A 25129-nucleotide genomic window follows, 5' to 3' on the forward strand; every position below is an offset into this window, starting at 1 on the left:
ATGATCACTTTAATTATGCATATCTTAAACGGCACAGCGATAGTCGCTACCGCCGTTGTGTTCGGAACCGACGTCTTTTTTGCGCTGGTAGGCAAAAAAGCTGCCGCTAAAAGTAAGGACGCTTCGATTGCTGATGTGATGGGCCATTTGCATGAAGTAGCGGATGCCCGGATGCCGGTTATTGGTGCAACCGCAACATTCAGCACCTTGTTGCAGGTAATTATTTTCGGTTTTGCTAACATCCAGGGGCAATTGGCTGCCTTTTCGTTGATGGCATTGCTGGCGCACCTCACCGTATACCTTAGGGTGGCCAGGCCGATTAATAATGTGATGACCGAAGGTGTAAAATTCGGGCGCATGGTCAATAACATCAGGGAATTACAACAGCGTTGGGATAGGGTGATAGGCCTGCGGGCAGCATTGTTGTTCATAGCGATCACGGGATTGATTATGATCACCTGTTGTTGATCATATCTTTTAATTTTATCTTCGATGGTAACCACAGTAAAAATATCAACCGGATGATCTTCAGTTTTTCCGCCACGCCTGATTTTGACTTTTTGACACATTTTGCCCGCCATATTGGGGCATCGGTAGCAGAAAATGTGCTGCCGATACCCGCGGCATTGGGCGAAGGTTATATCCGTAAACTGGCCTTCGGGCCTGATTTTAAGATTACCCTGCACCGTTATACATTACGGGAGGACCTGGTGATCAAGCGCAATTCATCCGGCCAGGGGAACGAACTGATCACCATCTTTTTTTACAATAATGAAGAGGCACTCGAGATCGCCTTTAACGACAATCGCTATCTGGAAAAGCAATTACAGCTTAATGATGTTTAAAATACTGTATATCTTTTTCGTGTTTCTTCGCGGCTTCTTTAGAATCGAAAGTGCCAAGGTTTTTACGTTTGTGGGTTTCCGGATCGACTTTTTTGGAGTAGATCCGGTATTGGCCTGATTTTAATTTCCTGATCATTAATCATTAACATACTGCAGGCGGCAATGTTTTGCGCCGGCAAACAATAGGGCGTTAAATCGTTGCTGAGCTGCCTATGGATGGTAGCGTCGTTAGCATGCAGGTCCTTTTAGCTTTAATGATAAAGGACTGGTATAGAAATATCAGTTAAATAGGAGGTTCCGGAATCCCTAACCATTTTATTCAAGATGACAGACCTGTTGAACAATAACACGTTAATCAAACGCCACCGTATCTGGCCCCGAAATTTTAGAAATATGGCATGCGCAGCCCCCTGCAATTTTTACGATTGCCGTTTTAACCTGGTGCGTGACCGGATGAGTGGCGGAAATCTCAAGATTATCGCCCTCTGCAGATAATTGCGCTTTATTGCCATCGGTAGCGATGGTTCGATACGCCGGCGAAAAACCAGGATCGATAACGCCCTGGCCGGCGATAATCGAATCGGAACGAAGGTTTTTAACGCTGAAATTTTGTACATCTACTCCTGCGCCCGCCTTGTCTGTAAAACGGATGCCCACAGAACGAAACTCCTGTGTACATTCGCTGATTGAACAGGCCGGCTTATTTGCTTTTTTGGTGCAGGCGCCTAATGAAACCATCAACAATATAAACGAGATCTTTCTGGTCATGACAATGTTTTTAATACATTACGATCAGCGAGGTTTAAACGCTACAGTATCCCGGACGATGTTTGTATTCATGATAATAAAGATTTATTTCAATCGAAAATTCATTGTTTATTTTACAGGTGATTTTTTTAAAAATGTTGCTGAATGCTTGCCTGAAGATAACAGGCATTTAGCGTACATAAAGTCCCTATAAAAAATAGCAGGCAGGCAAGTATAATTAAATTCTTTCTGAGTACTTTAGATTCGGGTAATGAGGAGCTGCCTGTCCGGCTTGAAGTTTTTATAAAAGGACTAACATGCATATAATAAATCCAAAAGCAAAAAGCGCACTGACGATGTTCAGTACATTGATGTTGGTGTTCGTACTTATAGCGATAGGCTGGGACGCAGTAGCACAGGTAAAAAAGCAGGTACAGGCCTTGCCTAAAATAAAAGGCGAAAAACCAAGAAATGTAATCTTTATCCTGACAGATGACCACCGCTATGATTTCATGGGTTTTACCGGTCGGGTGCCCTGGCTCAAAACGCCAAGTCTTGACAGGTTATATGCCGAAGGCGCCTGGTTTAAAAATGCTTTTGTGACCACGTCATTGTGTTCGCCCAGCCGAGCTTCAATATTGACGGGTGCCTACTCTCATGTACATGCCATAGTAGATAATAATGCACCGGAGCCACCTAATTTAACGTATTTTCCTCAATACCTTCAGAAAGCGGGCTATCAAACCGGTTTTTTTGGTAAATGGCATATGGGTGATGATGACGATCACCCGCGGCCTGGTTTTGACCAGTGGGAAAGCTTTCGCGGACAGGGTGTATATTACAACCCCACGTTGAATATTAATGGCAAGCGCGTAACTTATAGTGATTCTACTTATATTACGGACTTGCTTACCGAACACGCGCTTGGCTGGCTTAAAAAAAGGGACAAATCGAAACCGTTTTTTTTGTACCTGTCGCACAAAGCAGTACATGCACCTATGCAGCCTGCCAAAAGGCACCGGGGATTGTATAAAAACCTGAAGTATACTTTACCGTCCACATTTTATCAAACCCAAACCGATGCCTATAAAAAATTGGGCTGGCCCGAATGGGTAAAACAACAGCGTTATAGCTGGCATGGGGTGGATTATCTCTACCACACGCACCAACCCATCGAAGAATTGGTTCAGGATTATTGTGAAACTTTGCTGGCCGTTGATGAAAGTGTTGGCTCAGTGATGGATTACCTTAAAAAGGAGGGCCTTGATCAGAATACCCTGGTCATTTATATGGGTGATAATGGTTTCAGCTTTGGCGAGCATGGGCTGATCGATAAACGCCATTTTTATGAAGAATCGGCAAAAGTGCCGTTCCTGGTCCGTTGCCCCGAACTTTTTAAAGGAGGCCAGGCCATCAGCAAAATGATCCAGAATGTGGATGTAGCGCCCACGATTCTGCAGGCGGCCGGCCTTCAGAAACCGGCCGCAATGCCCGGTAACTCTATTATTCCGATATTGAAAGGCGATTCGGCCAAATGGCGCGACAAAATCTTTTATGAATATTACTGGGAATACGATTTTCCAATGACACCGGTTATTTATGGTGTAAGGACAGATAAGTTCAAATACATCAGGAACCAGGGTGTATGGGATACCAATGAGCTTTACGATCTCGAAAAAGACCCTGCCGAAAGTGTTAACCTTATTGACAGGCCTGAATATGAACAAACGGTAAAGAAAATGGCCAATGATTTATATGACTGGCTGGAGAAAACAGGAGGGATGCAGATTCCACTTAAACGTACGGTTAAACATCCCTGGGGGGATTACCGTCACCCTAATAATGACTAAGGGTTTTGGTGGAAACTATGATTAAAAACAGCCGAAAATAATGGCTGCTTATTTGGTATTATGTTGTTTTTCTTACTGATGTTCAATATTTAATAGTCATTTCGAAGCATAAATTGCAAATCAATTATATAGCCATACCGCAATGTTCATTTGTTTTTAACAATTGGGATAGATAAAATGGATAATTCAAGAGTATATAAAATGTCTTTTGCGGGTGTTTATCCGCATTATATCCGAAAGGCGGAGAAAAAAGGCCGCACAAAAGCTGAGGTGGATGATATTATATTTTGGCTAACCGGCTATGAAAAAAAAACATTGCAAAGCCATATCGACGATAAAACTGATTTTGAAACCTTTTTTGCCCGGGCACCGCAACTTAATCCCAATGTGTCAAAAATCACAGGTGTAATTTGCGGCTATCGTGTTGAAGAAATTGAAGATAAATTATTACAAAAGGTCCGTTATTTAGATAAGTTGATCGATGAATTAGCAAAGGGGAAGTCAATGGATAAGATTTTGAGGAAATAAGGACGTACCAGCTAAAATTGAAATTATAATATGAGCCCCGTATAACGTTTCAGACGACTGGACCGTTACACCGGGTCTTAAACCATGGAAAAAGCACTATTATCAATATTGATTATCCTGTGTTTGGGTATTCATCAGAGAATTAGAGTAAGGGAGCGGTTAACCACGAGAAAAATCGAGAGCCACTTTCCGGTACCGGGCACGGGTGAAATCATTAAATACAGGGGTAATGTTTATGTGGTAAAAACTATCGAGAGATTTGATGCGGACGGAATGCTTAATAGTGTGGAGTTCTGGAAATCAGAGGGCTTCCTTGAATTTAAAAGGCGCGAATTCTCGAAGCTCAAAGATTTCCTGGAGGAACACGATTTACAGGCGAAGGTAGAATTCAGGTTGATAAACCAAAAGTTGATGAAGATCAACTCCGACACAGTATCTTATGAGTTAAAGGACACTAATCGTTATAAGATTTACTATTTCAAAAAAGATAATAACAAGGAGTTGTGTGTTTTGAAACTTTAGATGAGTGATGTTTTCGATTCGCTGCAGATCGGGATACAAAAGTTAAAACAGAGGAATTATAGGCTTCCTTTAATCAGATAAATTTACCCCTTTTCGGATCAAGGCAGGTTATCTTGTAATAGCAAGTATCCGCCAAAGCCAAACACCACAAGTTTTTGTTTTTAAAAAAAAGGGAAAGCGGTGCAACCAAAACTATAATGCCGGCGTCTTATGGTTATCAAAGCCCGATCATATGTTAAAAAACTACTTAAAAATTACCTGGCGCAACCTCTTGCGTCAAAAAACATTCTCCCTGATCAATATCCTGGGATTGACTATCGGCATGGCAAGCGCAGCGCTCATTTTGTTGTGGATCCAGAATGAGGTAAGCTTTGATCAGTTCCATGAAAAGCGGGGACGCCTTTACTCTGTTTATAACCGCTCGAAATTTGATGGTAAATTATGGAGCTGGGAAACCACACCTAAAATTATGGGTAAGGTGATGAAAGCAGAGTTGCCGCAACTGGAAAAAGTAGCCAGGGTTACAGATGCCAGTTTTTTGTTTACCATTGGCGACAAGCGTTTGACTGCAACAGGTGATTTCACTGATCCGGACTTTCTTTCCATGTTCAGTTTTCCATTAATCAACGGAGACCCCAAAACTGCTTTGAGCGACCTTCATAATATCGTTATCACTGAAAAATTTTCAAAGAAACTTTTCGGTGAGGAAAATGCGATTGGCAAAACAGTTAAAATAGACAGCAATGCCTATTTCAAAGTGACCGGCGTGATGAAAGACCTGCCGAATAATACCCGGTTTGATTTTGAATACCTGATGCCCTGGTCGTATCTAAAAAAGATAGGGCAGGATGATGAATACTGGGGCAATAACTCCATTCAAACATTTGTTCTTTTAAAACCAGGCGTAACGGAGGCCCATGCTAATGCTGCTGTGCTGAACTTTACCAGGAACCATTCCGATACCAAGGATATTCAGCAGTTTTTGCACCCCGCAGCCAAATGGCACCTGTATTCGCAGTTTAAGGATGGGGTGATAGTAGGCGGGAGAATTGAACGGGTTAGGGTATTTTCCCTGATCGCTGTACTGATCCTTGTCATCGCTTGTATAAATTTCATGAATTTAAGTACGGCCAGGAGCGAGACGCGCGCAAGGGAAGTAGGCATCCGTAAAACTGTAGGCGCATTGAGGGGCTCGTTAATCTGGCAGTTTTTAGGTGAATCTGTTTTGATTGCACTTATTGCCGGTATTTTTGCCATCGTCATCGTACAAATCAGTATGTCGGGTTTCAACCAGCTTACCCAAAAGCAATTATATGTACCATATAGCAATCCCTACTTTTGGCTCACCGCAATTGGATTTATACTCGTTACCGGTATTATTTCGGGAAGTTATCCCGCATTGTACCTGTCTTCATTCAAGCCGGTAGCTGTACTGAAAGGTACTTTTAAGGCGGCAAATGCTTTGGTTACACCACGTAAATTGCTGGTGGTCATTCAGTTTACTTTTGCTGTGGTGCTCATCATTTGTACCATCATTATTCGCCAACAATTACAATATGCCCAGGATAGGGATACAGGGTATAAGAAAGATAACCTTGTTTACACATTTATGTCCGGCGAGATCGCGAAGCACTATCAATCCATCAGAAATGAATTGCTTTCCAGTGGCGCTGCAACTTCGGTGTCCAGAACAAATTCGCCTATAACTCAGCGATACAGCGATAGCTGGGGTTTTAACTGGCCAGGTTCGCAGCCCAAGAACAAGGTTGACTTTATTATTTACAGTTCAGACGGAAGCCTTATTAAAACCATGGGGCTTAAGCTTGTTGCAGGCAGGGATATCGATCCGATAAATTACCCGACGGATTCAACGGCCATGCTGGTAAATGAGGCTTCGGTAAAGATCATGAACCTGAAAGATCCTGTTGGTAAATTAGTTACCCAGGGCGAGGGTAAAGACATCAAAACATGGCATATTGTTGGAGTTATCAAAGACTTTATTATCAGCTCGCCTTACGAACCCGTACAACATATGCTGATCGAAGGCCCCAGTTCCTGGTTCAATATAGTTCACTACAAACTCAATAATGCCAATTCGACGAAAGAAAACCTGCGCCGCGCCGAAGCTGTATTTAAAAAATACAACCCGGATTATCCGTTTGAATACAGCTTTGTCGACCAGGAGTATGCCAAGAAGTTTGGCGACGAGCAGCGGATTGGAACATTGGCCAGCCTGTTTGCCGGATTGACAATAGTCATATCTTGTCTTGGCCTCTTTGGCCTGGCAGCTTACATGGCGCAAAACCGGATCAAAGAAATTGGCATCAGAAAGGTTCTCGGGGCGTCGGTAGCCAGCGTCACCACACTACTTTCCAGGGATTTTCTGAAGCTGGTCGCCATCTCATTTTGCATCGCTGCGCCAATAGCCTGGTATTTAATGTTCCAATGGTTGAAAGGGTACAGTTACCGGATTTCCATTAATATCTGGGTATTCGTAATCGCTGCTGCGTTGACATTGCTGATCTCTGTTTTGACAGTAAGTTACCAGGCAATCAGGGCTGCATTAACAAATCCGGTGAAAAGTTTGAAAGGGGAATAGCGCCTTTATAACCAGAACTGTTGCATTCTCATTATTGTTAAAGGCAAGGGTAACTACCCCGGTAAAGGTGCTGTTTTCAAGGAAACAGCACCTTTTTTTGTTGTTAGATTTAACTTTCCTGTTATTTTCAGGCTAAACGCAGTGATCATACGATTATAGCTATTTTACAACTATTGCTTTTCAAATTCAGAATAGAGTGGTCAAGCCCTCCGGGATCTCAATTGATGGTCACCTTCTCAAATTATCGGGCTTAACAGAAACGATTGCTTCTGTTAAGCCTAATATGTTAGTTGGATTCGGCCGGCAGGATTATTGAAATTTTTATTTCAAATAGGTGTAACAAATTCATTCAGGGTGTAGTCATATGTTTATAGTACTATGTATTGCATGGTATTATATATTTTGTAACTAATTAGGATGGCTCAAAAAGATTAATGGTCAAACATTTCACTATCACACCGGCATGAAACTAAAGTTTTTACTCCTCATCTTATTTTCAATCGTTATGGCCCCGGCTTTCGGGCAAGCAGGGCAGACGTTATTCGCAGTAAACGGCATTGCAACCGACTCGCTATCGAAGCAACCGCTCGGCTATGTGACAGTAAACCTGCGCAACGAAGCAAAGCAGTTGGTCCGCACGGCCGTGACTAAAACCGACGGGACGTTCCGGTTTGAAAAGCTGCCATCAGGAAAATATATTCTTTCGATGATCAATATCGGTTTTAAGACAAAAACACTTCCTGTTGATTTTACAGATAATAAGAAACCCTCCATAAATCTGGAGAGCATTGCCCTGGGCACACAAACTACGCAGCTTAAAACGGTGGCTATTACGGCCGATAGACCTATCATTAAACAGGAGGTTGATAAACTCACCTACGACTTAAAAGCCGACCCTGACAGCAAAAGCAGCAGCGTACTGGAGATGATGCGTAAAGTGCCTTTGTTAACAGTAGACGGTGACGATAATATACTTTTGAAGGGAAATAGCGGCTACCGGATATTTGTTAACGGCAAACCATCAAGTATGATGGAGCGCGATCCGAAGAATATCCTCAAAAGCATGCCTGCATCAACCATTCAAAGCATCGAGGTAATTACCAACCCTTCGTCGAAGTATGATGCCGAGGGAATGGCGGGGATCATCAATATTGTGACCAATAAAAAAATGAGTAACGGGTACAATGGCACGCTAAATCTTAGCCATGTATTTCCGGTAGGCGGCCCAAGATTAGGCGGGTCGTTTTCGTCTAAACAGGGCAAGCTGGAGCTATCGGGCTATTTTGGCGGCAATATCTCCAATTCGCCCGAAGTGCTTAGTTCCATTTCGAGGCTTACTACCGGGAGCAACCCTACAAGCCTTAACCAGAATAACACGGCGAAATGGGACGGCAAAAATGGCTATGCGGAAGTTGGGGTCAGCTACGAAATTGACAGCCTTAACCTTATTTCGGGGCAATTCAATATTAATGGAAATAACCAGGACGGCATCAATACACAAAATTCTGTTTTGAACGAAGCAGGCAACGTGGTTCAGCAGTACGACCTGTACAATAATAATACTGCAGGCGGCAGGGGCCTGAATATGGGTTTAAATTACCAACTGGGTTTCAAAAGCAGCAAGCAAAGGCTGCTCACCTTTTCGTACCAGTATTATACATTCAACAACAGGCAGAATGCGGCGCTGACGGCCTCAAACCGTGTGGACTATACAACGCCCGATTACCTGCAACACAATGAAGGCGAATCTTCCGAACAAACCTTCCAGGTAGATTACGTTCAGCCTGTAAAAAAGTTGAATATCGAAATGGGGGTGAAAGCAATTATACGTGATAACAAGAGTGACTTTCAATATCTCGGATATAATGCAGCAACTGGTAATTTCGAGGCCGACCCATCGCGAAGCAATAAATTCGAAAATAACCAAAACGTGCTGGGTGCATATAACAGCTATAGCTACACCCTGCAAAACTGGAGCTTTAAGGCGGGCGCCAGGGTAGAGGAGACGCTGATTGATGCTGATTTTATTTCCACCTCATCGCAGCTAAACAAAAATTTCTTTAATATAGTGCCTTCGGTAAGTATTAATAAGCGGTTTAAAAACTCCAGTACGCTGAACTTCGGGTTTTCGCAAAGGATACAGCGCCCGGGTATATACCAGCTAAACCCCTTTGTAGACCGCTCGAACCCAAACTTCGAATCGTCGGGAAACCCCAACCTCAGGCCTGCGGTTTCGAATAGTATTCAATTGGGTTATAGCAGAACGAAAAAAGCATCCTTAAACCTGATGCTTGGCTATAATTATTTTAACGACCTGATCATGCCCGTTGTAATTTTTGATCCGGCTACGAATATTACCCGCAGCAGTTTTGATAACACCGGCAAGGCCCGCCTGTTTACCTTCAACGGCAATATCAATTACCCCATCACCAAAAAATGGAGCTCATCATTCAACGGCAGGATTGCGCATGGCCGTGTGCAGGGTATCGTGAATGGTCAGTTGGTCAAAAATCAGGGCTTTATGTATGGTGCATCGTTAAACAGCGGCTATAATTTAGAGAAGGGCTGGCGTGTTAGCACCAACGTGTTCCTGAATGGCCCTAACCTTTCTATCCAGGGTACTTCAAATCCTTATGCCAGTGTATCCTTTACGGTTAATAAAGATGTAGTGAAGGATAAACTTTCGCTCTCGGCCACGGCAAATAACCCCCTCAGCAAATACAGGAATAATATCAGGAGCTCATTCGGGCCCGATTTTACCCAAACAAATATCAACCGCGCCTACTTCAGGGGCTTTACCGCCAGCCTGAATTACCGCTTCGGCAAGCTGAAAGAATCAGTTAAGAAAAACAAACGGGGTATCAGTAACGACGATGTTCAGGGAGCGCCTTCGGGAAACTAAAAGCACTTAACAATTTGGATTAGTTGGTTATTGCTATTGCCCATTGCTGAAAAGCCCAAATACTTGTGTTGCGGGATTATGAATTTCAATACAAGTTTTCACTGCCGGCGTATTAAAATCAATATTTCAATTATGGGTGAAGTGTATTAATTACCATCTGATGAGTTTTATTTTTTTAAGAAAGTTCCGGGTTTGTTTTTCTTTTCACAATTTAAGGTATCAGCAGCCTGGTTTAAACATTATGACTTTATTAATGATTCTTTTTACACCTCTATCATCGCCTTAATCACTCCGTTATCTGGATCAAGCCAGCTTTCAAATTCGTCCTTTACTTTGTTAAAACGCACCCGATGTGTAATATAATCAGCAGGTTGCACTAAACCTTGTTTCATTGCTGTAATTACATGTTCAAAATCCTCCCTGGTAGCATTGCGGCTGCTCATCAACGTCGCCTCGCGTTTATGAAACTCCGGATGGCTGACTTTGATCTCACCTTTTTGCAAGCCAACCAGGACATATCTGCCTCCGTGTGCTATATAATTAAATCCATTGTTAATTGCATTTAAGCTGCCTGTAGCATCTATAACCACAGTAGGCATATCGCCTTTGGTTATTGAAGCTAATCGCTCCGATGCGTTTTCGGTCGATACATTAATGGTATGTTCAACCTTTAATTTTTCATTGCAAAATTTAAGCCGCCTGGTATTTAAATCCATTGCAATAACCCTGCCCCCGGCAATGCGGGCAAATTCCATAATCCCCAAGCCTATTGGCCCTGCACCTATAACCAGGACATATTCACCCGGTTTAACATCTGCACGTTTAACGCCATGTGCGCCTATTGCCAGTGGTTCCACTAAAGCCAGCTCGTCATAGCCCAAACCATCGCCATGTACCAGTGAGGATGCCGGTACATTCAGGTATTCGGCCATGCCCCCGTCAATATGCACGCCACAAACATTAATATTTGCACAGCAATTTGGCTTGCCTGATCTGCAGGCTACACAAGAGCCGCAGTTGAAATAGGGGATAAATGTAACAATATCCGTTTTTTGAAATCCCTTTGCACCGCCGGTTTCAACCAACTCGCCGGATAGTTCGTGCCCCAAAACACGGGGATAACTGAAATATGGCTGGGTGCCCTCAAAAGCATGCAAATCAGTTCCGCAAATACCTATTCTCCTGATCCTGATCTGAGCATAGCCTTCTTTGATTTTAGGCTTTTCCTGTTCTTTAAATATTAATTTACCTGGTTCTTCGCAAACTATTACCTGCATGCTGTCTGTTGTTAAAGCTGAAAAATCCGTTTCATTATCACCCATTTTTCTCCCTCTTCGGCCCAGGGTAGCGGTTGTTGAAATAGCCACATGAGCTGTTCCCACTCTTGTACTTTTGGATTAGATGCATCCATTGCCGCTTTTTTCTTTGCCTCAAAATGATCGCTTGTTTCCATGATCATAAACAACCGGTTTCCCGTACGATAAATCTGCATATCAAGGATTTCTGCATCCAGTATGCTTTTGCGTATTTCCGGCCAGCTATTTTCTGCCTTATGCCAATGCTCATATTCTGCTATCAATTGCGGGTCGTCCTTTAAATCAAGGGCGAGACAGTATCTTTTCATAGTTTATTTAGTTTTATAGGTAATACGAGGCATAAGATTTTTCAATTAAACCGTATTCTTTCATTTCTTTCCAGAATTGCGCCGGGATTTTTAAATGGGCTAAAGCAACATTTTGTGATACCCTGTCGGGATTGGTGGTATTGAGGGCGATACTTTTAACACCAGGTCCGTTTAGTCCAAAAGCCACGCATGCATCCGCTGGTTTTATTTGATGATCTGTACACAATTTACGAAACAACTCGCGCCAATGATATAAATGCTTGTCTTTTACCGGATCGGTCAACCGGTAATTATAATAATCCGATCCGGTTAAAAAGCCTCCGTTAAAAACAGCTGAATTAATAATCAAGGTTCCCTGTTTTTCAAGCTCCTGCATAAATTCTATCAATTCCGGAGGGTGGCTGTGGACCGTCATACTATTGGCAATCATTACCCAATCCAGTTTTACATCATGAGCTATTTTTTTGATGATCCTCCAATCCTTCGAACCTACTCCGACGCCTTTTACTTTACCATCCCGCTTCAGTTCATATAGCGCACGGTAAGCTTCCAATATATCCTGGTACCGTTGTGTTTGTTCCTGCTCATCTTTTGCTGCAGTGAGATATTCATCAGGATCATGTACCGATACCAGCCCTGCATCGTAATTGCCCAGCAGCTCGTTACCCTGCTCATAGCATTCCAGGATTCCCTCATAACTTATCCGTTGAACGGCGTCATATTTCAGATCACGCCAAACACCCGGTTCAAAAGTAGGTTCGGGAGTTTTTAAGGCCGTACGCAGCCAGCCCAGTTTATTGCTGATCAGCACGTTTGAAGGATTTACATTTAATTGTGCCAAAGCCTTTCCCAGCGATTCGAGTGCCAGCCCGGCGCCATATTTACCGGCGGAGTCAAATACAGCCGGTTTAGGAGAATGTTTGATGCTTTCAGCAACAATGGCACGTTTAACCTCTTCAGAAAGAGCTACATATAAATTCCCTAATCCGCTGGTTCCAAAAATAACTTTAGGCAGATTGATTTCTTGCATATTGAAAAAGAGTTATAGTTAAAGGATAGCTGAAACCGGTAAGCTTTCCGGCTTGACTTTTATCCGATGGCCTTTTAGGCCAAAAAATGCGACTACCGCAAAACAAACCAGCGGTACTACATATCCGTATTGAATATTACCGGTTATATCACTGATGTAACCGAACATCCTCGGCAGAACAGCACCGCCAACAATGGACATAATGATCAAACTGCTGCCGAATTCTGTATCGCCCTTTAAATCTTTTATACCCAGTGCAAAAATGGTTGGGAACATAATCGACATAAAGAAACATATACCGATGACTGTGTAAACGGTGATCATTCCATGGCTTAAAACGGCGATTATGCAAAGCAGGACGTTGATGCCCCCGTAGGCAGCAAGTAAACTTGCCGAACTAAAATAACGCATCAAAAATGTGCCTATAAACCGGCCAATAAGAAATGCAAAACCGCATAAGCCTAAATAATCTGCCGCCTTTACTTCGGTAATACCGGCAGATTTTGTTGCATACAGGATAAATAAACTGAATACACAAACCTGCGCACCTACATAAAAAAACTGCGCGGCAACACCCCAGGCTAAATGAGAATGCTTGAGAGCATGGAAAATGTTTTTACTGGCCGTGTGTCCTTCATGTTGCTGAATCCGGGGCAGACGTGTAAAAGCAAAAAGGATAGCAATAAATATCAGCACACTGCCCAATATAAAATAAGGCATTTTTACGGATGATGCTTCGGCGGCGAGCGCCAGTTTTCGTCCTTCCTCTGTCATCGCACTCAATTGTGCCGGCGTATAACCTTTGGTAAGTATAATACGTGCGCCAATTATCGGGGCCAGCGTGGCTGCCAGCCCGTTAAATGATTGTGCAAAGTTAAGCCTTTGAATTGAGGTTGCCGGATCACCCAATGAGGAGGCATACGGATTGGCGGCTGTTTCTAAAATGGTCAATCCGCAGGCGATGATAAATAATGCTACCAGGAAAAACGTGTACTGCTGTGTATTGGCGGCCGGTATAAATAGATAAGAGCCAAACGCGAAAACAAGCAAGCCGGTTATAATACCTGTTTTGTAGCCATATTTTTTCATAATAAAACCTGCCGGTAAGGCCATCAAAAAATAGGCAATAAATACCGCAGAATCCACCAGCGTAGCCTGCACCGTTGTTAGTGTAAACGACTTTTTTAAATGCGGTATCAATATCGGGTCAAGGTTATGCGCGAAGCCCCATAGAAAGAATAAGCTGGTTATTAATATAAATGGAAAAAGAGTTTTATTCTTTGTCATGATCGGATCATTGTATTAAATTTTTGTTTGGCGGATTAAAGGTTCACAATTAATTATTGGGAGTAATTTTAGCTACCCACCCGCCTGCAGTATCCATACGGACATTGATTATCGAATTAGCCGATACCTTTTTTTCTGACCGGGTTAGGTTTTGAGGAGATGATAACACATCTGCCCATGAGGATAATGTATAGTTACCCATGGGTAAAAAATCCATTTTCAACTGCACCGTTCTTTCAGAGTCGTTGGTCATCGCGCCGATATACCAGTCTTTTCCGCTTCTTTTGGCGATGATGACATATTGGCCCGGGTAACCGCCGAGTACTTTCGTATCATCCCAAACAGTTGGTATATTGTTTAAAAAATCGGCTCCGGGCTTACCCAAAATGTTTTCAGGCGCATCGCAATAAACCATAAACGGACTTTCATAGATCACAAATTTGGCCAGCTCGGCGCACCGGCTGTTCATCACCTGGGTGGGGCTACCTTTTCTGAACTCATCTTTTTTTACATTTAAAAATCCGCCCGGAGTATAATCCATCGGCCCGGCCAGCATACGGGTGAATGGGAGGGTGGTATTGTGCCCGGCTGTTATCCTGGTCGAAAATTTGGAATATTCTTCACCTAAAACACCTTCACGGGTGATCATGTTGGGATAGGTCCGCTCGATGCCATCGGGTTTAAAAGCACCATGAAAATCAACCATCAAATGATATTTTGCAGCTGTTTGAATGATACGGCGGTACCAGTTAACCATTTGCTGATCGTCGCGGTCCATAAAATCAATTTTAATCCCTGCAATACCCCATTGCTCGTAAATTGGAAAAGCCTTTTCAAAATTATCATTGCGGTTAACATCAGAACTATATAACCAAAGCCAACATTTAACTTTTTTTGCTTTAGCATAGGCCAGGATCTCCGGCATATTTAATTGCGGGGCCACTTTGGTAATATCTGCTTCCGGCTTGTTAAATGGCCCATACCATTGCCAGTCAATAAGCATATAAGGCCAATGTTGTGCCGATGCCAGGTCTATATACTTTTTGATCGTTGGCATGTCTACCTTTACGTCTCCGCTCCACCAGTTATCCCAGGCGCTCATGCCAGGTTTGATCCAGCTGGGATCTTTCAATACGTTAGGCGGGTTCAGGTTTTGTATCAACTCCGATTCAATCAGTTTACCCGGTGTGCCAGCCAGCATCACTACGCGCCATGGGGTAAGCAGGTTGTTAGTGAAGCGGGCTTTAACACCATTTTCACTTTCTCCAGGTAAGGGTGATAGCTTCGTGATCAAGCTGATTTTATCAGTAGCACCGGTGTCTGTTTTCAGCGAACCGATATAAAACCCCGGATAATTGTCAATGTTAGCTTCTGTGATGGCCGCGTAATGACGTTGGTCTAATTCTATCAGCAGCGGCAAACCGGCAATTGTTTTTTCTGTGATATGGTTTAGATTTTTCGGTTTGAATTCGGTTTCCTGGGAGGAGGTATAACTGCCATAGTCTGCCACCCAGGTCTTTGCTTTTGCCGGCAAGCTGAAACCGGTAAGTTCCCGTACGATCTGCCGGTCGCCGATTTTATCAGCCCCGAATAATTGGTAACGAAAAGCTACACCATCGTCATAAGCCCTGAACCATATGTTCATGCGGCGCATTGGCGCCGATTTTTCTACGAGTGATAGTTCCAGTTCATTGTAATGATCAGTTACAATGCTGTGCTTAGCTTTTACTATCGGTGTCCACGTTTGGTTAACAGAATGCTCCACATGGCCGGTTACGGTCATGCCCATGCCGATAGCCGGTTCATCTTTAAATTCGAAACCGAGTGATGAAGGATGGATGATGGTTAAACCATTGCTGGAAACAGTGTATTGTAAGCTACCGGTGTTGTTTATTTCGACAACAGTATTTTTATCTGGCGATACAAGCTTAAAAGTTTGCGCAACGGAAGGAACTGCCAATGAAACGGCAGTAATAAAGACATAACAAATTTTCAGGTTCATGATACAGGTTAAATAGCTCCTTCAATTTTTAAAACAAATGCATTTTTACCAGGGGCTTGTTCGGGCAATTTTACTTTGAGGCCGGCCTCGGTTTGCTCAAAACTCAACTTGTCGTTTCCGAGCAGGCTCACACTGCTTATATTACCTGCTTCATTGCCTTTTGCTAATTTTTTAACAATGGCTTCATTCCCGGTTGGCCAACCCAGCATAGTAGCATAAAGGGTTTTACCCTTTGCAGTAAACCGGATATCCTCAGCTCCGAATGGTTTGCCTTTGCCTTCATTAAAGCCCTGCGCGCTAATTGGAGCCGCTGAATCTGTTGCGGGACCTTCTCCAAACACCTTCCAGGGGCGGGTGCCATAAATTGCCTCGCTGTTTACCTGCATCCAGGCGCCTATACCTTCAACTACTGCACGTTCTTCGCTGTCGATACTTCCGTCTCCCCGTAATGGGATATTTAGAAGCAGGTTGCCGTTTTTACTTACAATATCAACCAGGGTATGTACCACTGTTTTGGCACTTTTGTAGCCTTTATTATCAAATATGCGCCTATCATAATGCCAGCCGCCAATACAGGTATCGGTTTGCCATGGTAAAGGTTCTATCTGGTTACTCTGTCCGCGTTCTATATCCCATATCATGCATTTACGCTGCTGCTCATTCAATACTTTACCAAACAGCGCAGCCTGTAGTTTGCCGTGCTTTTTAATGCTGGTATTGTACATATGCGCCGCTATTTTTAAACCGGCGTCGCTTACCGGCCATAGGGGCAAGGCAGTATCGTCAAAATAAATCAGTTCGGGGCCGTATTTATCTATCAGCTCAATAGTGCGGTTTAAAAACTTATCACAATAAGCTTTGCTGGGTACGCTTGCACCATTGCCCCAGTCCCAATGGCTGCCCATACTGTTGTTATCAAGGCTGTCCTTACTTAAAGGATGGTTTTGTGCATATAATTCCTGTGGGTCATAGCCATTCCACCATTTACCGGCACCATCAGCTTTGGTCATCTTGCCATCATAAGGTACGCCGGCATACGGCCCGGTTTTATCCGCGCGTTGGGCAACCTCGTACCAGGTCCAGGGGTGGGAGGCATGCACTGTTACGCCAAAAGGGAGCCCATGTTCTTTAGCTGCTTTGGCCCAGCCGCCTATCAGGTCTTTTTTGGGGCCGAGTTTGGTAGAGTTCCAGCTTTGGTATTTGCTGTCGTAAAGGTCAAAATTATCATGGTGGTTGGCCAGTGCCATAAAATATTTGGCGCCAGCCTGCTTGTACAGGCCAACCAATTCATCGGGGTTCCAGTTCTCGGCTTTCCATTCGTTAATAACATCTTTAAAGCCAAATTTGGAAGGATGACCATATTTTTGAACGTGGTATTTATACTGGTCGCTGCCTTCCTGGTACATGCCTCGTGCATACCAGTCGCCGCGTTCCGGCTGGCATTGCGGGCCCCAGTGTGCCCACATTCCGAATTTGGCATCACGAAACCAATCAGGTACCTGGTATTGAGCTAATGAATTCCAATCAGGCTTAAAAGGGCCGGAATTAATTTCAGCGTTTGAATTTGTACGCAGCAAACTGCTGCCAAAAACCCTCGACAGGTACAGGGATGAGAGCCCCGTGGCCATGCCTTTTATTAATGTTCTTCTTTTCATAATTGTGTTTGGAGATTTTGAAAAGTACCTACGCGGATCAGCTATGTAAACGGGTAGCCGGGGCTTTAAGTAAGTTTCAATATGTCATTATCTATAATTGGTTGATCAGCAATTCACGTTACGTCTGTCAGCAATTGATCATCAATCAAATTTCCTTGAAATAATATTCAAATAGTTGACCTAATGGGACTTTTTTTTATACAAAACCGACTTTTTGGGTGATGCTATAGTAACGGAAATGTGAATTGGTAAAAGAAATCGAAGATATAAAGTGTAACGCGTAAAAGAAGGCGTGGTTATAAATAGCTCATTTAATGTAAGTTGTTGCTTGTGTTGATCCGGGTTTTGTATTTGTACCATTACAGGTTGCCCATTTGATTTACAGCGTTTGAATGGGAATTTAAAATGTTACCGGTGCTTATTTCAGACTATGCTGATTTCAAAGCTGCATCATAATTGATGATCAAAATGCGTTATCATCGCCGTATTGGGCTAATGATTAAAGCCAACCTGGTACATCTGTTTTTTATATTCGCTGGGCGACATGCCGGTCAGCTTTTTGAAGGTTTTGGAAAAATAAGAAAGGTTATCAAAGCCGGTTTGAGTACAAATCTCCGAATAAGACATCCTGCTCGTCGCCATCAGGTATTGTGCACGCTCAACACGCTTTTCATTTATATAATTCAACGGCCTGGTTCCGGTATATTGCTTAAACTGTCTTGAAAAGTAATCGACATTTTGGTTTGCGCGGGAAGCAAGCAGGTGCACTGAAAGATCCATGTGTAAATTAACAAGGATATAATTTAAGGTTTCTGCAATTTTTACCGGGATAAGTTTATGTTCCGGATGTTTGAATAACTGGGGAGTGAGGAATTTGGCGGTTAGCATCATCAGGATACCCTGAGTTTCCATGTACATTGAAGTGTTTTGCTGATTGTTAAGTTCCTGGTATTCTTTATAGTAAATATCCTTTTCATACACCTTGGGGTTGTCCGACCGGTTAATTCCCCTTCCCGGGTTAATTTGAAGCAATCGGTTAAACAGGTAAATATCCATTTCGGTGGCCTTTGTTTTTAACACAGCCCTGTTATTGGCAAAAAGTGAGCTGCCATCTGTCGAATCCTCAAAGAATTGTACAAAATACTGTCCGAGGTAATCCCTGCAGCCTAAATTACATAGAGTGAAACTTGGAATGATGTACAAATAGCCTGGTTCGAGCTTTAGTATGCTGGCTGCATCCGATATCTCACCTTCTCCATCATCGATATAATAAATTCGGTAGTAAGGACTAATCACATTCCTGTAATTCCATTTCGCGTTAAGTTTTACATAGTCAACGTTAAGGAGCGAGAAAGTGTGTTTTAAATTTCTTTTAATCATTTTGGATCACAAATATGCAAAATGCTTTGATATACTATAGTGTATATGAATACTTTAAATTCAATAAAGTCGGTTTTTTACAAAAAAAAGTCTATTTCAATCAAATTTTGAAATATGGTTTACCGTAGGTTTGAATGAACCAATATGACCGATTATAGCATGTTTAGCTTTTTTATGGTTTATCATCCATATAATTTTAGCTCCCTTGGATTTATATGTTCAAAATTCGATATTTACGAAAGCCATATCCGGAAAATCTTCCATTTGTTGCAATTAGCCTAATCTATTGATTGTATTTATAAATACCCCGATCTTTAAGCTATGAGATATAAATTATCCCTAAGCGTACTTACTTTATTGTTGATGCTTCGTGTTGTTTTTGCACAAAATGGCAAATACCAATTTTCACAGCTAAACAGAAGCAATGGCTTGTCCCACAACCAGGTTAACTGTATTTTTAAGGATTCCGAAGGTTTTATGTGGTTCGGCACTGCATCGGGCCTTAATCGTTACGATGGCTATACTTTTAAAATATTTAAACACGATGCTAATAATAAAAAGTCGCTTAATGATGATTTTGTAACCGGTATCTTTGAAGGACCCGGCAAAAAATTATGGGTATCAACACGCGGCGGATATTGTTTTTATGATCCCCAGACAGAACAGTTTGACAGTGATATGTCATTAATGACACGCTCGTTAAAACTTCCGGGATATCCTAACGTTTCTAAAATAATCCGAAGTGGTAAAGGCGAGTTTTGGCTTTTGTGCCCGGATTCTGGTTTGTACAGGCATAATGAAATATACAAAACAACCCGCCGGTATTATCATCACCGTTCAGGCGCGTCATTATATTCAAACTTCATCTCAGATATAACAAAGGATGCTACCGGTAATATTTGGTTAGTTTACCGTAACGGCATGGTTGAAAAGTTTGATGTCAAACAAAATAAAATTACTTATCGTACTGATATTTTTAATAAAGCTGTTAGTAATAAAGATGGATACTATGCCATTACTGTCGATAAGGATAACGATTTATGGTTTTATACACCTAATTTCTACGCCAATGCATATTATTATAGTCCTTCAACCGGCGCATTGAGGCTCATCGGTAAAGAATCTGCCGGGCCGAAATTAAAGTCCAACATCATCAGCAACATTATTCAGGCTGATGACGGGTTGGTATGGATAGGCACCGATCATGGCGGGATAAACGTGCTGGATAAAAAAACTTTTACAGTTAACTATTTATTGAACAGGGAGGACGATGCCAAATCGCTAAGCCAAAACAGTGTTATCCTTTATAAAGATGATTCGGGTATTATGTGGGCTGGTACGTTTAAAGAAGGAGTAAGCTATTATCATAAAAACATCATCCGGTTTCCATTGTACAGACACTTCGCGTCGGACCCCAAAAGTTTAGCCTTCGAAGATGCTAACAAGTTTGTTGAAGATAAAGACGGCAACCTGTGGATTGGCACAAACGGAGGTGGATTGATTTACCTTAACCGTAAAACCGGCAGTTTTAAGCAGAATAAGTATGAGGCTGGAAATGCAAACAGCCTCAGCAATGATATTATTGTGAGTTTATGCATTGACCATGACCAAAAATTATGGATAGGTACATATTTTGGCGGCCTGGATTGTTTTGACGGAAAAAAATTCACCCATTATAAACATGATGATAAGATAGCCGGCAGTATTGCTGATAACCGGGTGTGGAGTATTCTTGAAGATTCTTCGCACAGGTTGTGGATCGGCACATTTGCAGCCGGGCTCCAGATATTTGACAGGGAAAAAAAGAAATTTTCCCCTCCCTTTAAACAAACTGATATCAGGTGCCCTTATGTATCAGCGCTGTTTGAAGACCGCAAGGGCAATATATGGGTAGGAGGGTACTTTGGTATCGATGTGATTTTGAAAAATACAGGCAGGTTTGTGCATTACAGCATAAATAAAGATAATGCTAATAGTTTGATCAGTAATACGATCAACTGCATTAATCAGGATAGGCGCGGCCTGATCTGGATAGCGACACGCGATGGGTTGAGCATACTCAATCCCGAAACTAACAACTTCAAATCGTTAACAAAACAAAACGGCTTGCCAGATAATTCAATATTGGATATACTGGAGGATAGCAGGGGAAGAGTTTGGTTAAGTACTGCAAATGGCTTAAGCAGGGTAACACTTATCCCCGAAAAGGCCGGTTATGGTTTCAGGTTTGAAAATTTTGACGAAACGGATGGCCTGCAAGGCCGGGAATTCAACACGCATTCGGGACTCAAAACCACCAGGGGCGAATTGATATTTGGCGGGGGGCATGGGTTTAACATTTTTGACCCCCTGGCAATACATGCCAATATCAATAAACCTAAATTAACTTTTACTGATTTTTTGCTGTATAACAAAAGTATCCGGGCCAATGAAGAAGTTAACGGGCATGTTGTATTGTCAAAAGCTATTTCGGCAACCCATGAGCTGACGCTGACACACAGTGAAAACGTATTTACCATTGAGTTTGCCGCGCTTAATTTTTTTAACCCCAATAAAGTAAAACATCAGTATATGATGGAGGGGTTTGATAAGGATTGGCTTGACGCGGATAATGCTACGCGAAAAGCCACCTACACTAACCTTGACGGCGGCGATTATACTTTTAAAGTACGGGCGATTAGCCAGGAAGGAAGATGGGAGCCGGATTATATAGCATTAAAGATCAAAGTACTGCCCCCTTTCTGGAAATCGACGGTTGCCTATTTTGTTTACATATTGCTATTAGCAGCAATTCTCTTTTTGATGCGCCGGCGGGGGATTCAAAAAATAAGGAGGCAGTTTGAAATCGAAAAGGAGAAACGCGAGGCTAAATTGTTAATTGAAAATGAGCGGCAGGAGGCCAGGCGGATGCATGAGCTTGATATGATGAAAATTAAGTTTTTTACCAATATAAGCCATGAATTCAGGACCCCATTATCATTGATCATGGCACCTGTTGATAAGATTTTAAAGCAAACTGAGGCCGAAGAGCAGAGGAACCAGTTGCAATTAATTAACCGCAATGCCAAACGTTTACTAAATATGGTAAACCAGTTGCTCGATTTCAGGAAAATGGAGGTGCAGGAACTCAGGCTGCATGCACGGAGCGGGGATATTATCAATTTTATTAAGGAAATGGTGTATTCATTTTCGGATGTAGCTGAAAAAAAACACATCAGGCTGGTATTCGATTCGGAAATTCAAAACATGATCATCAACTTTGATCATGATAAAATTGAACGCATCATCTTCAACCTGCTTTCCAATGCATTTAAATTTACTCCCGATGGCGGGCATATAAGCGTTTTACTGGCGATACTTGAAAAGGCAACCGGAGGGCGGCAGCTTGAGATAAAGGTTATTGATACAGGTATTGGAATTCCGTTAGATAAACAGGACAGAATTTTTGAACGTTTTTTTCAGAACGACGTACCGGGCTCTATGGTTAACCAGGGCAGCGGCATAGGTTTGTCAATAACCAAGGAGTTTGTAAAGCTGCATAACGGGGAAATATCAGTAGAGAGCGAACCTGGGCAGGGCAGCTATTTTACGATACTTTTACCGGTTGATTTAGCTACAGAGGAAAAGGTATCCACTAATGAACCTGAATTACCGATTACTGCAATAGCCGAAAGCGCGGACTGGGTACAGGCGGGAGGCGGTAATATAATTAAGAAGCTTTCCGTTTTACTGGTTGAGGATAATGAGGATTTTCGTTTTTATTTGAAAGACAATTTAAATGATACTTTTAATATCATCGAGGCTGTTAATGGCAAAGAAGGATGGCAAAAAACCCTGGCCCTTCATCCTAACCTGGTAGTTAGCGATATCAGCATGCCTGAAATGAATGGCATAGATCTTTGCAGGAAAATACGTAACGATAAACGAACATCGCATATACCAGTTGTACTGCTTACCGCAGTTACAGATGAAGAACAGCAATTGCAGGGGCTTGAAACCGGCGCTAATGATTACCTGACCAAGCCTTTTAATTTCGAGATCCTGACCTCCAAATTGAAAAACATATTGGCTATGCAGCAAGATATGCGCAAAACTTATCAAAAGCAGCTTGATGTTAAGCCAACGGAAGTAGAAGCCGAATCACTTGATGAAGCATTTATTAAAAAAGCGGTACAACTGATCGAAAAAAACATTGACAACGCTGAATTCTCGGTAGAGGAATTGAGCAGCGAATTATGTGTAAGCCGTGTAACCCTATACAAAAGAGCACTCGCTTTAACAGGAAAGTCCCCGGTAGATCTGATCCGTACCATCCGCCTCAAACGGGCCGCACAGTTGCTTGAGAATTCACAGTTAACCATATCACAGATTTCCTATAAGGTTGGCTTTAAAAGCCAAAAATATTTTGTACGATGCTTCAAGGCCGAATTTAATTGCCTGCCGTCTGCATATGTCAGTAAGAGGAATAAATAGCTTTTTATAAGCCTTCAGCCGGTTTTACCGCAATCGCTTTTAAAATTTATCGCTTATGGCCTACCTAAACCTTTTCCAAAGGACAAGGACTTTAAGAAAAAGTGCTCCCTCTCCTTTGGGCACGGAGCATTAGTCTGCGCGCGAAATCGCATTTATTGTTTTTTTAAAACGATTTATCTGATTTTGCTATTGGTTTAATTGAATGCTTTTTGGCCCTTTTTGTTAAATTTAGTACAACATCTGTTTCAGTTATGACCGATTATTAGGTGTGAATTCGCTTTAACATATTGTAAATAAGCGCAGTATGTGGTTTTAACATTTGTGTCCCCATTTGTGAACAATCGATTGCACCCCGGCATTTAGATTAGCAGCTTAATTCAATGTTTCTTTATTGTAAAACGCAATCAAAGTTTGGCATTGCTTAAGCCAATTTTCAAACCTGTTTAATTTACTACGATGTTAAAACGTATACTTTGGTGTACTGCTACTATTTTTTCGATTGCTTCGCCGCTCAAGGCTGTTTATTGCAATAATCCTCAAAAGGCAATAAAGGATACAGCCGTTGTCAGGACAATTTATCCGTCATACAATATATCGCCCAAAGCTCCTGATAAAACGGGAATGGATAACACTGCCGTGCAACAGGCAGCAAACATCAAATTGGGCTGGAACATCGGTAACACAATGGAAGCACCCGGCGCCGAAACCGGCTGGGGCAACCCTTTAATCACTGAAGATTATATCAAACTGGTTAAGCGGAGCGGTTTTAACGCCATTCGTATCCCTTGTGCCTGGAATCAATATTCAGATAAAAAAACTGCCAAAATACAGGATGCCTGGTTAAACCGCGTAAAACAGGTAGTGCGATATTGTGTAAAAAATGATATGTATGTGTTGCTCAATATTCACTGGGATGGCGGCTGGCTTGAAAATAATGTTACCCAGGCAAAACAAGATTCGGTTAACGCTAAACAAAAGGCGTTTTGGGAACAAATTGCAACAGCCATGCGCGATTTTGACGAACATTTGATGTTTGCCAGTGCCAATGAGCCGGCTGCAGATAATGCCGCGGCAACAGCAATACTTTCTACCTATCATCAAACTTTTATTAACGCGGTTAGATCAACCGGGGGCAAAAATGCCTACCGTGTATTGGTACTGCAGGGTCCATCTACTAACATGGAAAAAACAAGTGATTTCATGACATCCCTACCAACTGATCAGATAGCGAACCGGCTAATGGTCGAGGTACATTATTATTCACCTTTCAACTTTTGTCTTATGGAAAAAGATGAACCATGGGGCCACATGTTTTATTATTGGGGGAGCGGGCACCACTCGTTGTTGGATACTTCAAGAAACCCTACCTATGGAGAAGAGGCTGAAGTTAAGAGTACCTTCCAACTCATGAAAGCAAAATTTGTTGATAAAGGAATCCCTGTTGTGATGGGAGAATATGGCGCCTACAGGCGTACTGCCCCAAAAGATCTGGCGGTACATAATGATGCTGTAGATTATTGGATAAAGTTTACAACCCAACAAGCTATAGCCAACGGCCTCAAGCCATTTTTTTGGGATATAGGCATTGCCCTGGACAGGCGAAATAATAAAGTACTTGATCAATGCACAATTAATGCCCTGGTAGGGGGTGCCAATTAAAAATTTCTGCAATGATGATAAATCCA

General features: G+C 42.3%; 18 protein-coding genes. 9 read left to right on the forward strand and 9 right to left on the reverse strand.

Features of this window, described 5'->3' with window-relative positions; genetic code table 11:
* The gene (locus tag SNE26_RS06775) at positions 1 to 468 is read left to right on the forward strand and encodes a hypothetical protein (RefSeq protein WP_321558602.1); all 468 of its coding nucleotides are present in this window, start codon (positions 1 to 3) and stop codon (positions 466 to 468) included.
* Complete coding sequence (locus tag SNE26_RS06780; RefSeq protein ID WP_321558603.1) at positions 465 to 845, forward strand: hypothetical protein; 381 nt, start codon at positions 465 to 467, stop codon at positions 843 to 845. The genes SNE26_RS06775 and SNE26_RS06780 overlap by 4 nt, the downstream gene beginning before the upstream one ends.
* Here SNE26_RS06780 and SNE26_RS06785 read toward each other — a convergent pair.
* Positions 832 to 981, reverse strand: coding sequence for a hypothetical protein (locus SNE26_RS06785; protein ID WP_321558604.1), 150 nt, complete (start codon positions 979 to 981; stop codon positions 832 to 834). The two genes, SNE26_RS06780 and SNE26_RS06785, sit on opposite strands and share 14 nt — an antisense overlap.
* A 215-nt stretch (positions 982 to 1196) precedes the next feature.
* Complete coding sequence (locus SNE26_RS06790) at positions 1197 to 1613, reverse strand: hypothetical protein (protein WP_321558605.1); 417 nt, start codon at positions 1611 to 1613, stop codon at positions 1197 to 1199.
* A gap of 296 nt (positions 1614 to 1909) precedes the next feature.
* Between SNE26_RS06790 and SNE26_RS06795 the strand changes: the two genes are divergently transcribed.
* From SNE26_RS06795 to SNE26_RS06815, 5 genes are all read left to right on the forward strand, one after another.
* Positions 1910 to 3442 carry a sulfatase gene (locus SNE26_RS06795; protein WP_321558606.1) on the forward strand — a complete coding sequence of 511 codons (1533 nt, stop codon included), beginning with the start codon at positions 1910 to 1912 and terminating at the stop codon, positions 3440 to 3442.
* A gap of 177 nt (positions 3443 to 3619) precedes the next feature.
* Positions 3620 to 3970 carry a DUF2200 domain-containing protein gene (locus SNE26_RS06800; RefSeq protein ID WP_321558607.1) on the forward strand — a complete coding sequence of 117 codons (351 nt, stop codon included), beginning with the start codon at positions 3620 to 3622 and terminating at the stop codon, positions 3968 to 3970.
* Positions 3971 to 4054: 84 nt separating this feature from the next.
* Positions 4055 to 4492 carry a hypothetical protein gene (locus SNE26_RS06805; RefSeq protein WP_321558608.1) on the forward strand — a complete coding sequence of 146 codons (438 nt, stop codon included), beginning with the start codon at positions 4055 to 4057 and terminating at the stop codon, positions 4490 to 4492.
* A gap of 232 nt (positions 4493 to 4724) precedes the next feature.
* Positions 4725 to 7091, forward strand: coding sequence for an ABC transporter permease (locus tag SNE26_RS06810; protein ID WP_321558609.1), 2367 nt, complete (start codon positions 4725 to 4727; stop codon positions 7089 to 7091).
* A gap of 463 nt (positions 7092 to 7554) precedes the next feature.
* Positions 7555 to 9993, forward strand: coding sequence for a TonB-dependent receptor domain-containing protein (locus SNE26_RS06815; protein WP_321558610.1), 2439 nt, complete (start codon positions 7555 to 7557; stop codon positions 9991 to 9993).
* A gap of 263 nt (positions 9994 to 10256) precedes the next feature.
* On the opposite strand, the gene SNE26_RS06820 is transcribed toward SNE26_RS06815, so the two are convergent.
* The 7 genes from SNE26_RS06820 to SNE26_RS06850 all read right to left on the reverse strand — a co-directional run bounded on the left by SNE26_RS06820 (position 10257) and on the right by SNE26_RS06850 (position 18971).
* Positions 10257 to 11315 carry a zinc-binding alcohol dehydrogenase family protein gene (locus tag SNE26_RS06820; RefSeq protein ID WP_321558611.1) on the reverse strand — a complete coding sequence of 353 codons (1059 nt, stop codon included), beginning with the start codon at positions 11313 to 11315 and terminating at the stop codon, positions 10257 to 10259.
* Positions 11282 to 11617 carry an L-rhamnose mutarotase gene (locus tag SNE26_RS06825; protein ID WP_321558612.1) on the reverse strand — a complete coding sequence of 112 codons (336 nt, stop codon included), beginning with the start codon at positions 11615 to 11617 and terminating at the stop codon, positions 11282 to 11284. Before SNE26_RS06825 ends, SNE26_RS06820 begins: the two co-directional genes overlap by 34 nt.
* Positions 11618 to 11630: 13 nt before the next feature.
* Positions 11631 to 12647 carry an aldo/keto reductase gene (locus tag SNE26_RS06830; RefSeq protein WP_321558613.1) on the reverse strand — a complete coding sequence of 339 codons (1017 nt, stop codon included), beginning with the start codon at positions 12645 to 12647 and terminating at the stop codon, positions 11631 to 11633.
* An 18-nt stretch (positions 12648 to 12665) separates the two neighbouring features.
* A complete protein-coding gene (gene fucP, locus SNE26_RS06835; RefSeq protein WP_321558614.1) occupies positions 12666 to 13934 on the reverse strand; it encodes an L-fucose:H+ symporter permease in 1269 nt (422 codons plus the stop codon).
* Positions 13935 to 13983: 49 nt separating this feature from the next.
* A complete protein-coding gene (locus tag SNE26_RS06840; RefSeq protein WP_321558615.1) occupies positions 13984 to 15936 on the reverse strand; it encodes a glycoside hydrolase family 97 protein in 1953 nt (650 codons plus the stop codon).
* Positions 15937 to 15944: 8 nt separating this feature from the next.
* Positions 15945 to 17591 carry an alpha-L-fucosidase gene (locus SNE26_RS06845; RefSeq protein WP_321558616.1) on the reverse strand — a complete coding sequence of 549 codons (1647 nt, stop codon included), beginning with the start codon at positions 17589 to 17591 and terminating at the stop codon, positions 15945 to 15947.
* Positions 17592 to 18083: 492 nt separating this feature from the next.
* Positions 18084 to 18971 (reverse strand): AraC family transcriptional regulator, encoded by an 888-nt coding sequence (locus SNE26_RS06850; protein ID WP_321558617.1) that lies wholly within the window; start codon positions 18969 to 18971, stop codon positions 18084 to 18086.
* A 321-nt stretch (positions 18972 to 19292) separates the two neighbouring features.
* On the opposite strand from SNE26_RS06850, the gene SNE26_RS06855 reads away from it, so the two are divergent.
* Both SNE26_RS06855 and SNE26_RS06860 read left to right on the forward strand, forming a co-directional pair.
* Positions 19293 to 23444: a two-component regulator propeller domain-containing protein gene (locus SNE26_RS06855; RefSeq protein ID WP_321558618.1), complete on the forward strand. Its 4152-nt coding sequence runs from the start codon at positions 19293 to 19295 to the stop codon at positions 23442 to 23444.
* Positions 23445 to 23900: 456 nt separating this feature from the next.
* Positions 23901 to 25103 carry a glycoside hydrolase family 5 protein gene (locus tag SNE26_RS06860; protein ID WP_321558619.1) on the forward strand — a complete coding sequence of 401 codons (1203 nt, stop codon included), beginning with the start codon at positions 23901 to 23903 and terminating at the stop codon, positions 25101 to 25103.
* The last annotated feature ends 26 nt before the right edge of the window (positions 25104 to 25129 follow it).

Source organism: Mucilaginibacter sp. cycad4 (genome assembly GCF_034263275.1).
Taxonomy (GTDB): domain Bacteria; phylum Bacteroidota; class Bacteroidia; order Sphingobacteriales; family Sphingobacteriaceae; genus Mucilaginibacter.

Bases quoted from the DNA above. Each gene is read 5' to 3' on its own strand.
- SNE26_RS06785 (WP_321558604.1), bottom strand. From the start codon at position 981: ATGATCAGGAAATTAAAATCAGGCCAATACCGGATCTACTCCAAAAAA.
- SNE26_RS06820 (WP_321558611.1), bottom strand. From the start codon at position 11,315: ATGGGTGATAATGAAACGGATTTTTCAGCTTTAACAACAGACAGCATG.
- SNE26_RS06840 (WP_321558615.1), bottom strand. From the start codon at position 15,936: ATGAACCTGAAAATTTGTTATGTCTTTATTACTGCCGTTTCATTGGCA.
- SNE26_RS06825 (WP_321558612.1), bottom strand. From the start codon at position 11,617: ATGAAAAGATACTGTCTCGCCCTTGATTTAAAGGACGACCCGCAATTG.
- SNE26_RS06810 (WP_321558609.1), top strand. From the start codon at position 4,725: ATGTTAAAAAACTACTTAAAAATTACCTGGCGCAACCTCTTGCGTCAA.
- SNE26_RS06830 (WP_321558613.1), bottom strand. From the start codon at position 12,647: ATGCAAGAAATCAATCTGCCTAAAGTTATTTTTGGAACCAGCGGATTA.
- SNE26_RS06860 (WP_321558619.1), top strand. From the start codon at position 23,901: ATGTTAAAACGTATACTTTGGTGTACTGCTACTATTTTTTCGATTGCT.
- SNE26_RS06800 (WP_321558607.1), top strand. From the start codon at position 3,620: ATGGATAATTCAAGAGTATATAAAATGTCTTTTGCGGGTGTTTATCCG.
- SNE26_RS06805 (WP_321558608.1), top strand. From the start codon at position 4,055: ATGGAAAAAGCACTATTATCAATATTGATTATCCTGTGTTTGGGTATT.
- SNE26_RS06845 (WP_321558616.1), bottom strand. From the start codon at position 17,591: ATGAAAAGAAGAACATTAATAAAAGGCATGGCCACGGGGCTCTCATCC.
- SNE26_RS06855 (WP_321558618.1), top strand. From the start codon at position 19,293: ATGAGATATAAATTATCCCTAAGCGTACTTACTTTATTGTTGATGCTT.
- SNE26_RS06815 (WP_321558610.1), top strand. From the start codon at position 7,555: ATGAAACTAAAGTTTTTACTCCTCATCTTATTTTCAATCGTTATGGCC.
- SNE26_RS06850 (WP_321558617.1), bottom strand. From the start codon at position 18,971: ATGATTAAAAGAAATTTAAAACACACTTTCTCGCTCCTTAACGTTGAC.
- SNE26_RS06790 (WP_321558605.1), bottom strand. From the start codon at position 1,613: ATGACCAGAAAGATCTCGTTTATATTGTTGATGGTTTCATTAGGCGCC.
- SNE26_RS06775 (WP_321558602.1), top strand. From the start codon at position 1: ATGATCACTTTAATTATGCATATCTTAAACGGCACAGCGATAGTCGCT.
- SNE26_RS06795 (WP_321558606.1), top strand. From the start codon at position 1,910: ATGCATATAATAAATCCAAAAGCAAAAAGCGCACTGACGATGTTCAGT.
- fucP (WP_321558614.1), bottom strand. From the start codon at position 13,934: ATGACAAAGAATAAAACTCTTTTTCCATTTATATTAATAACCAGCTTA.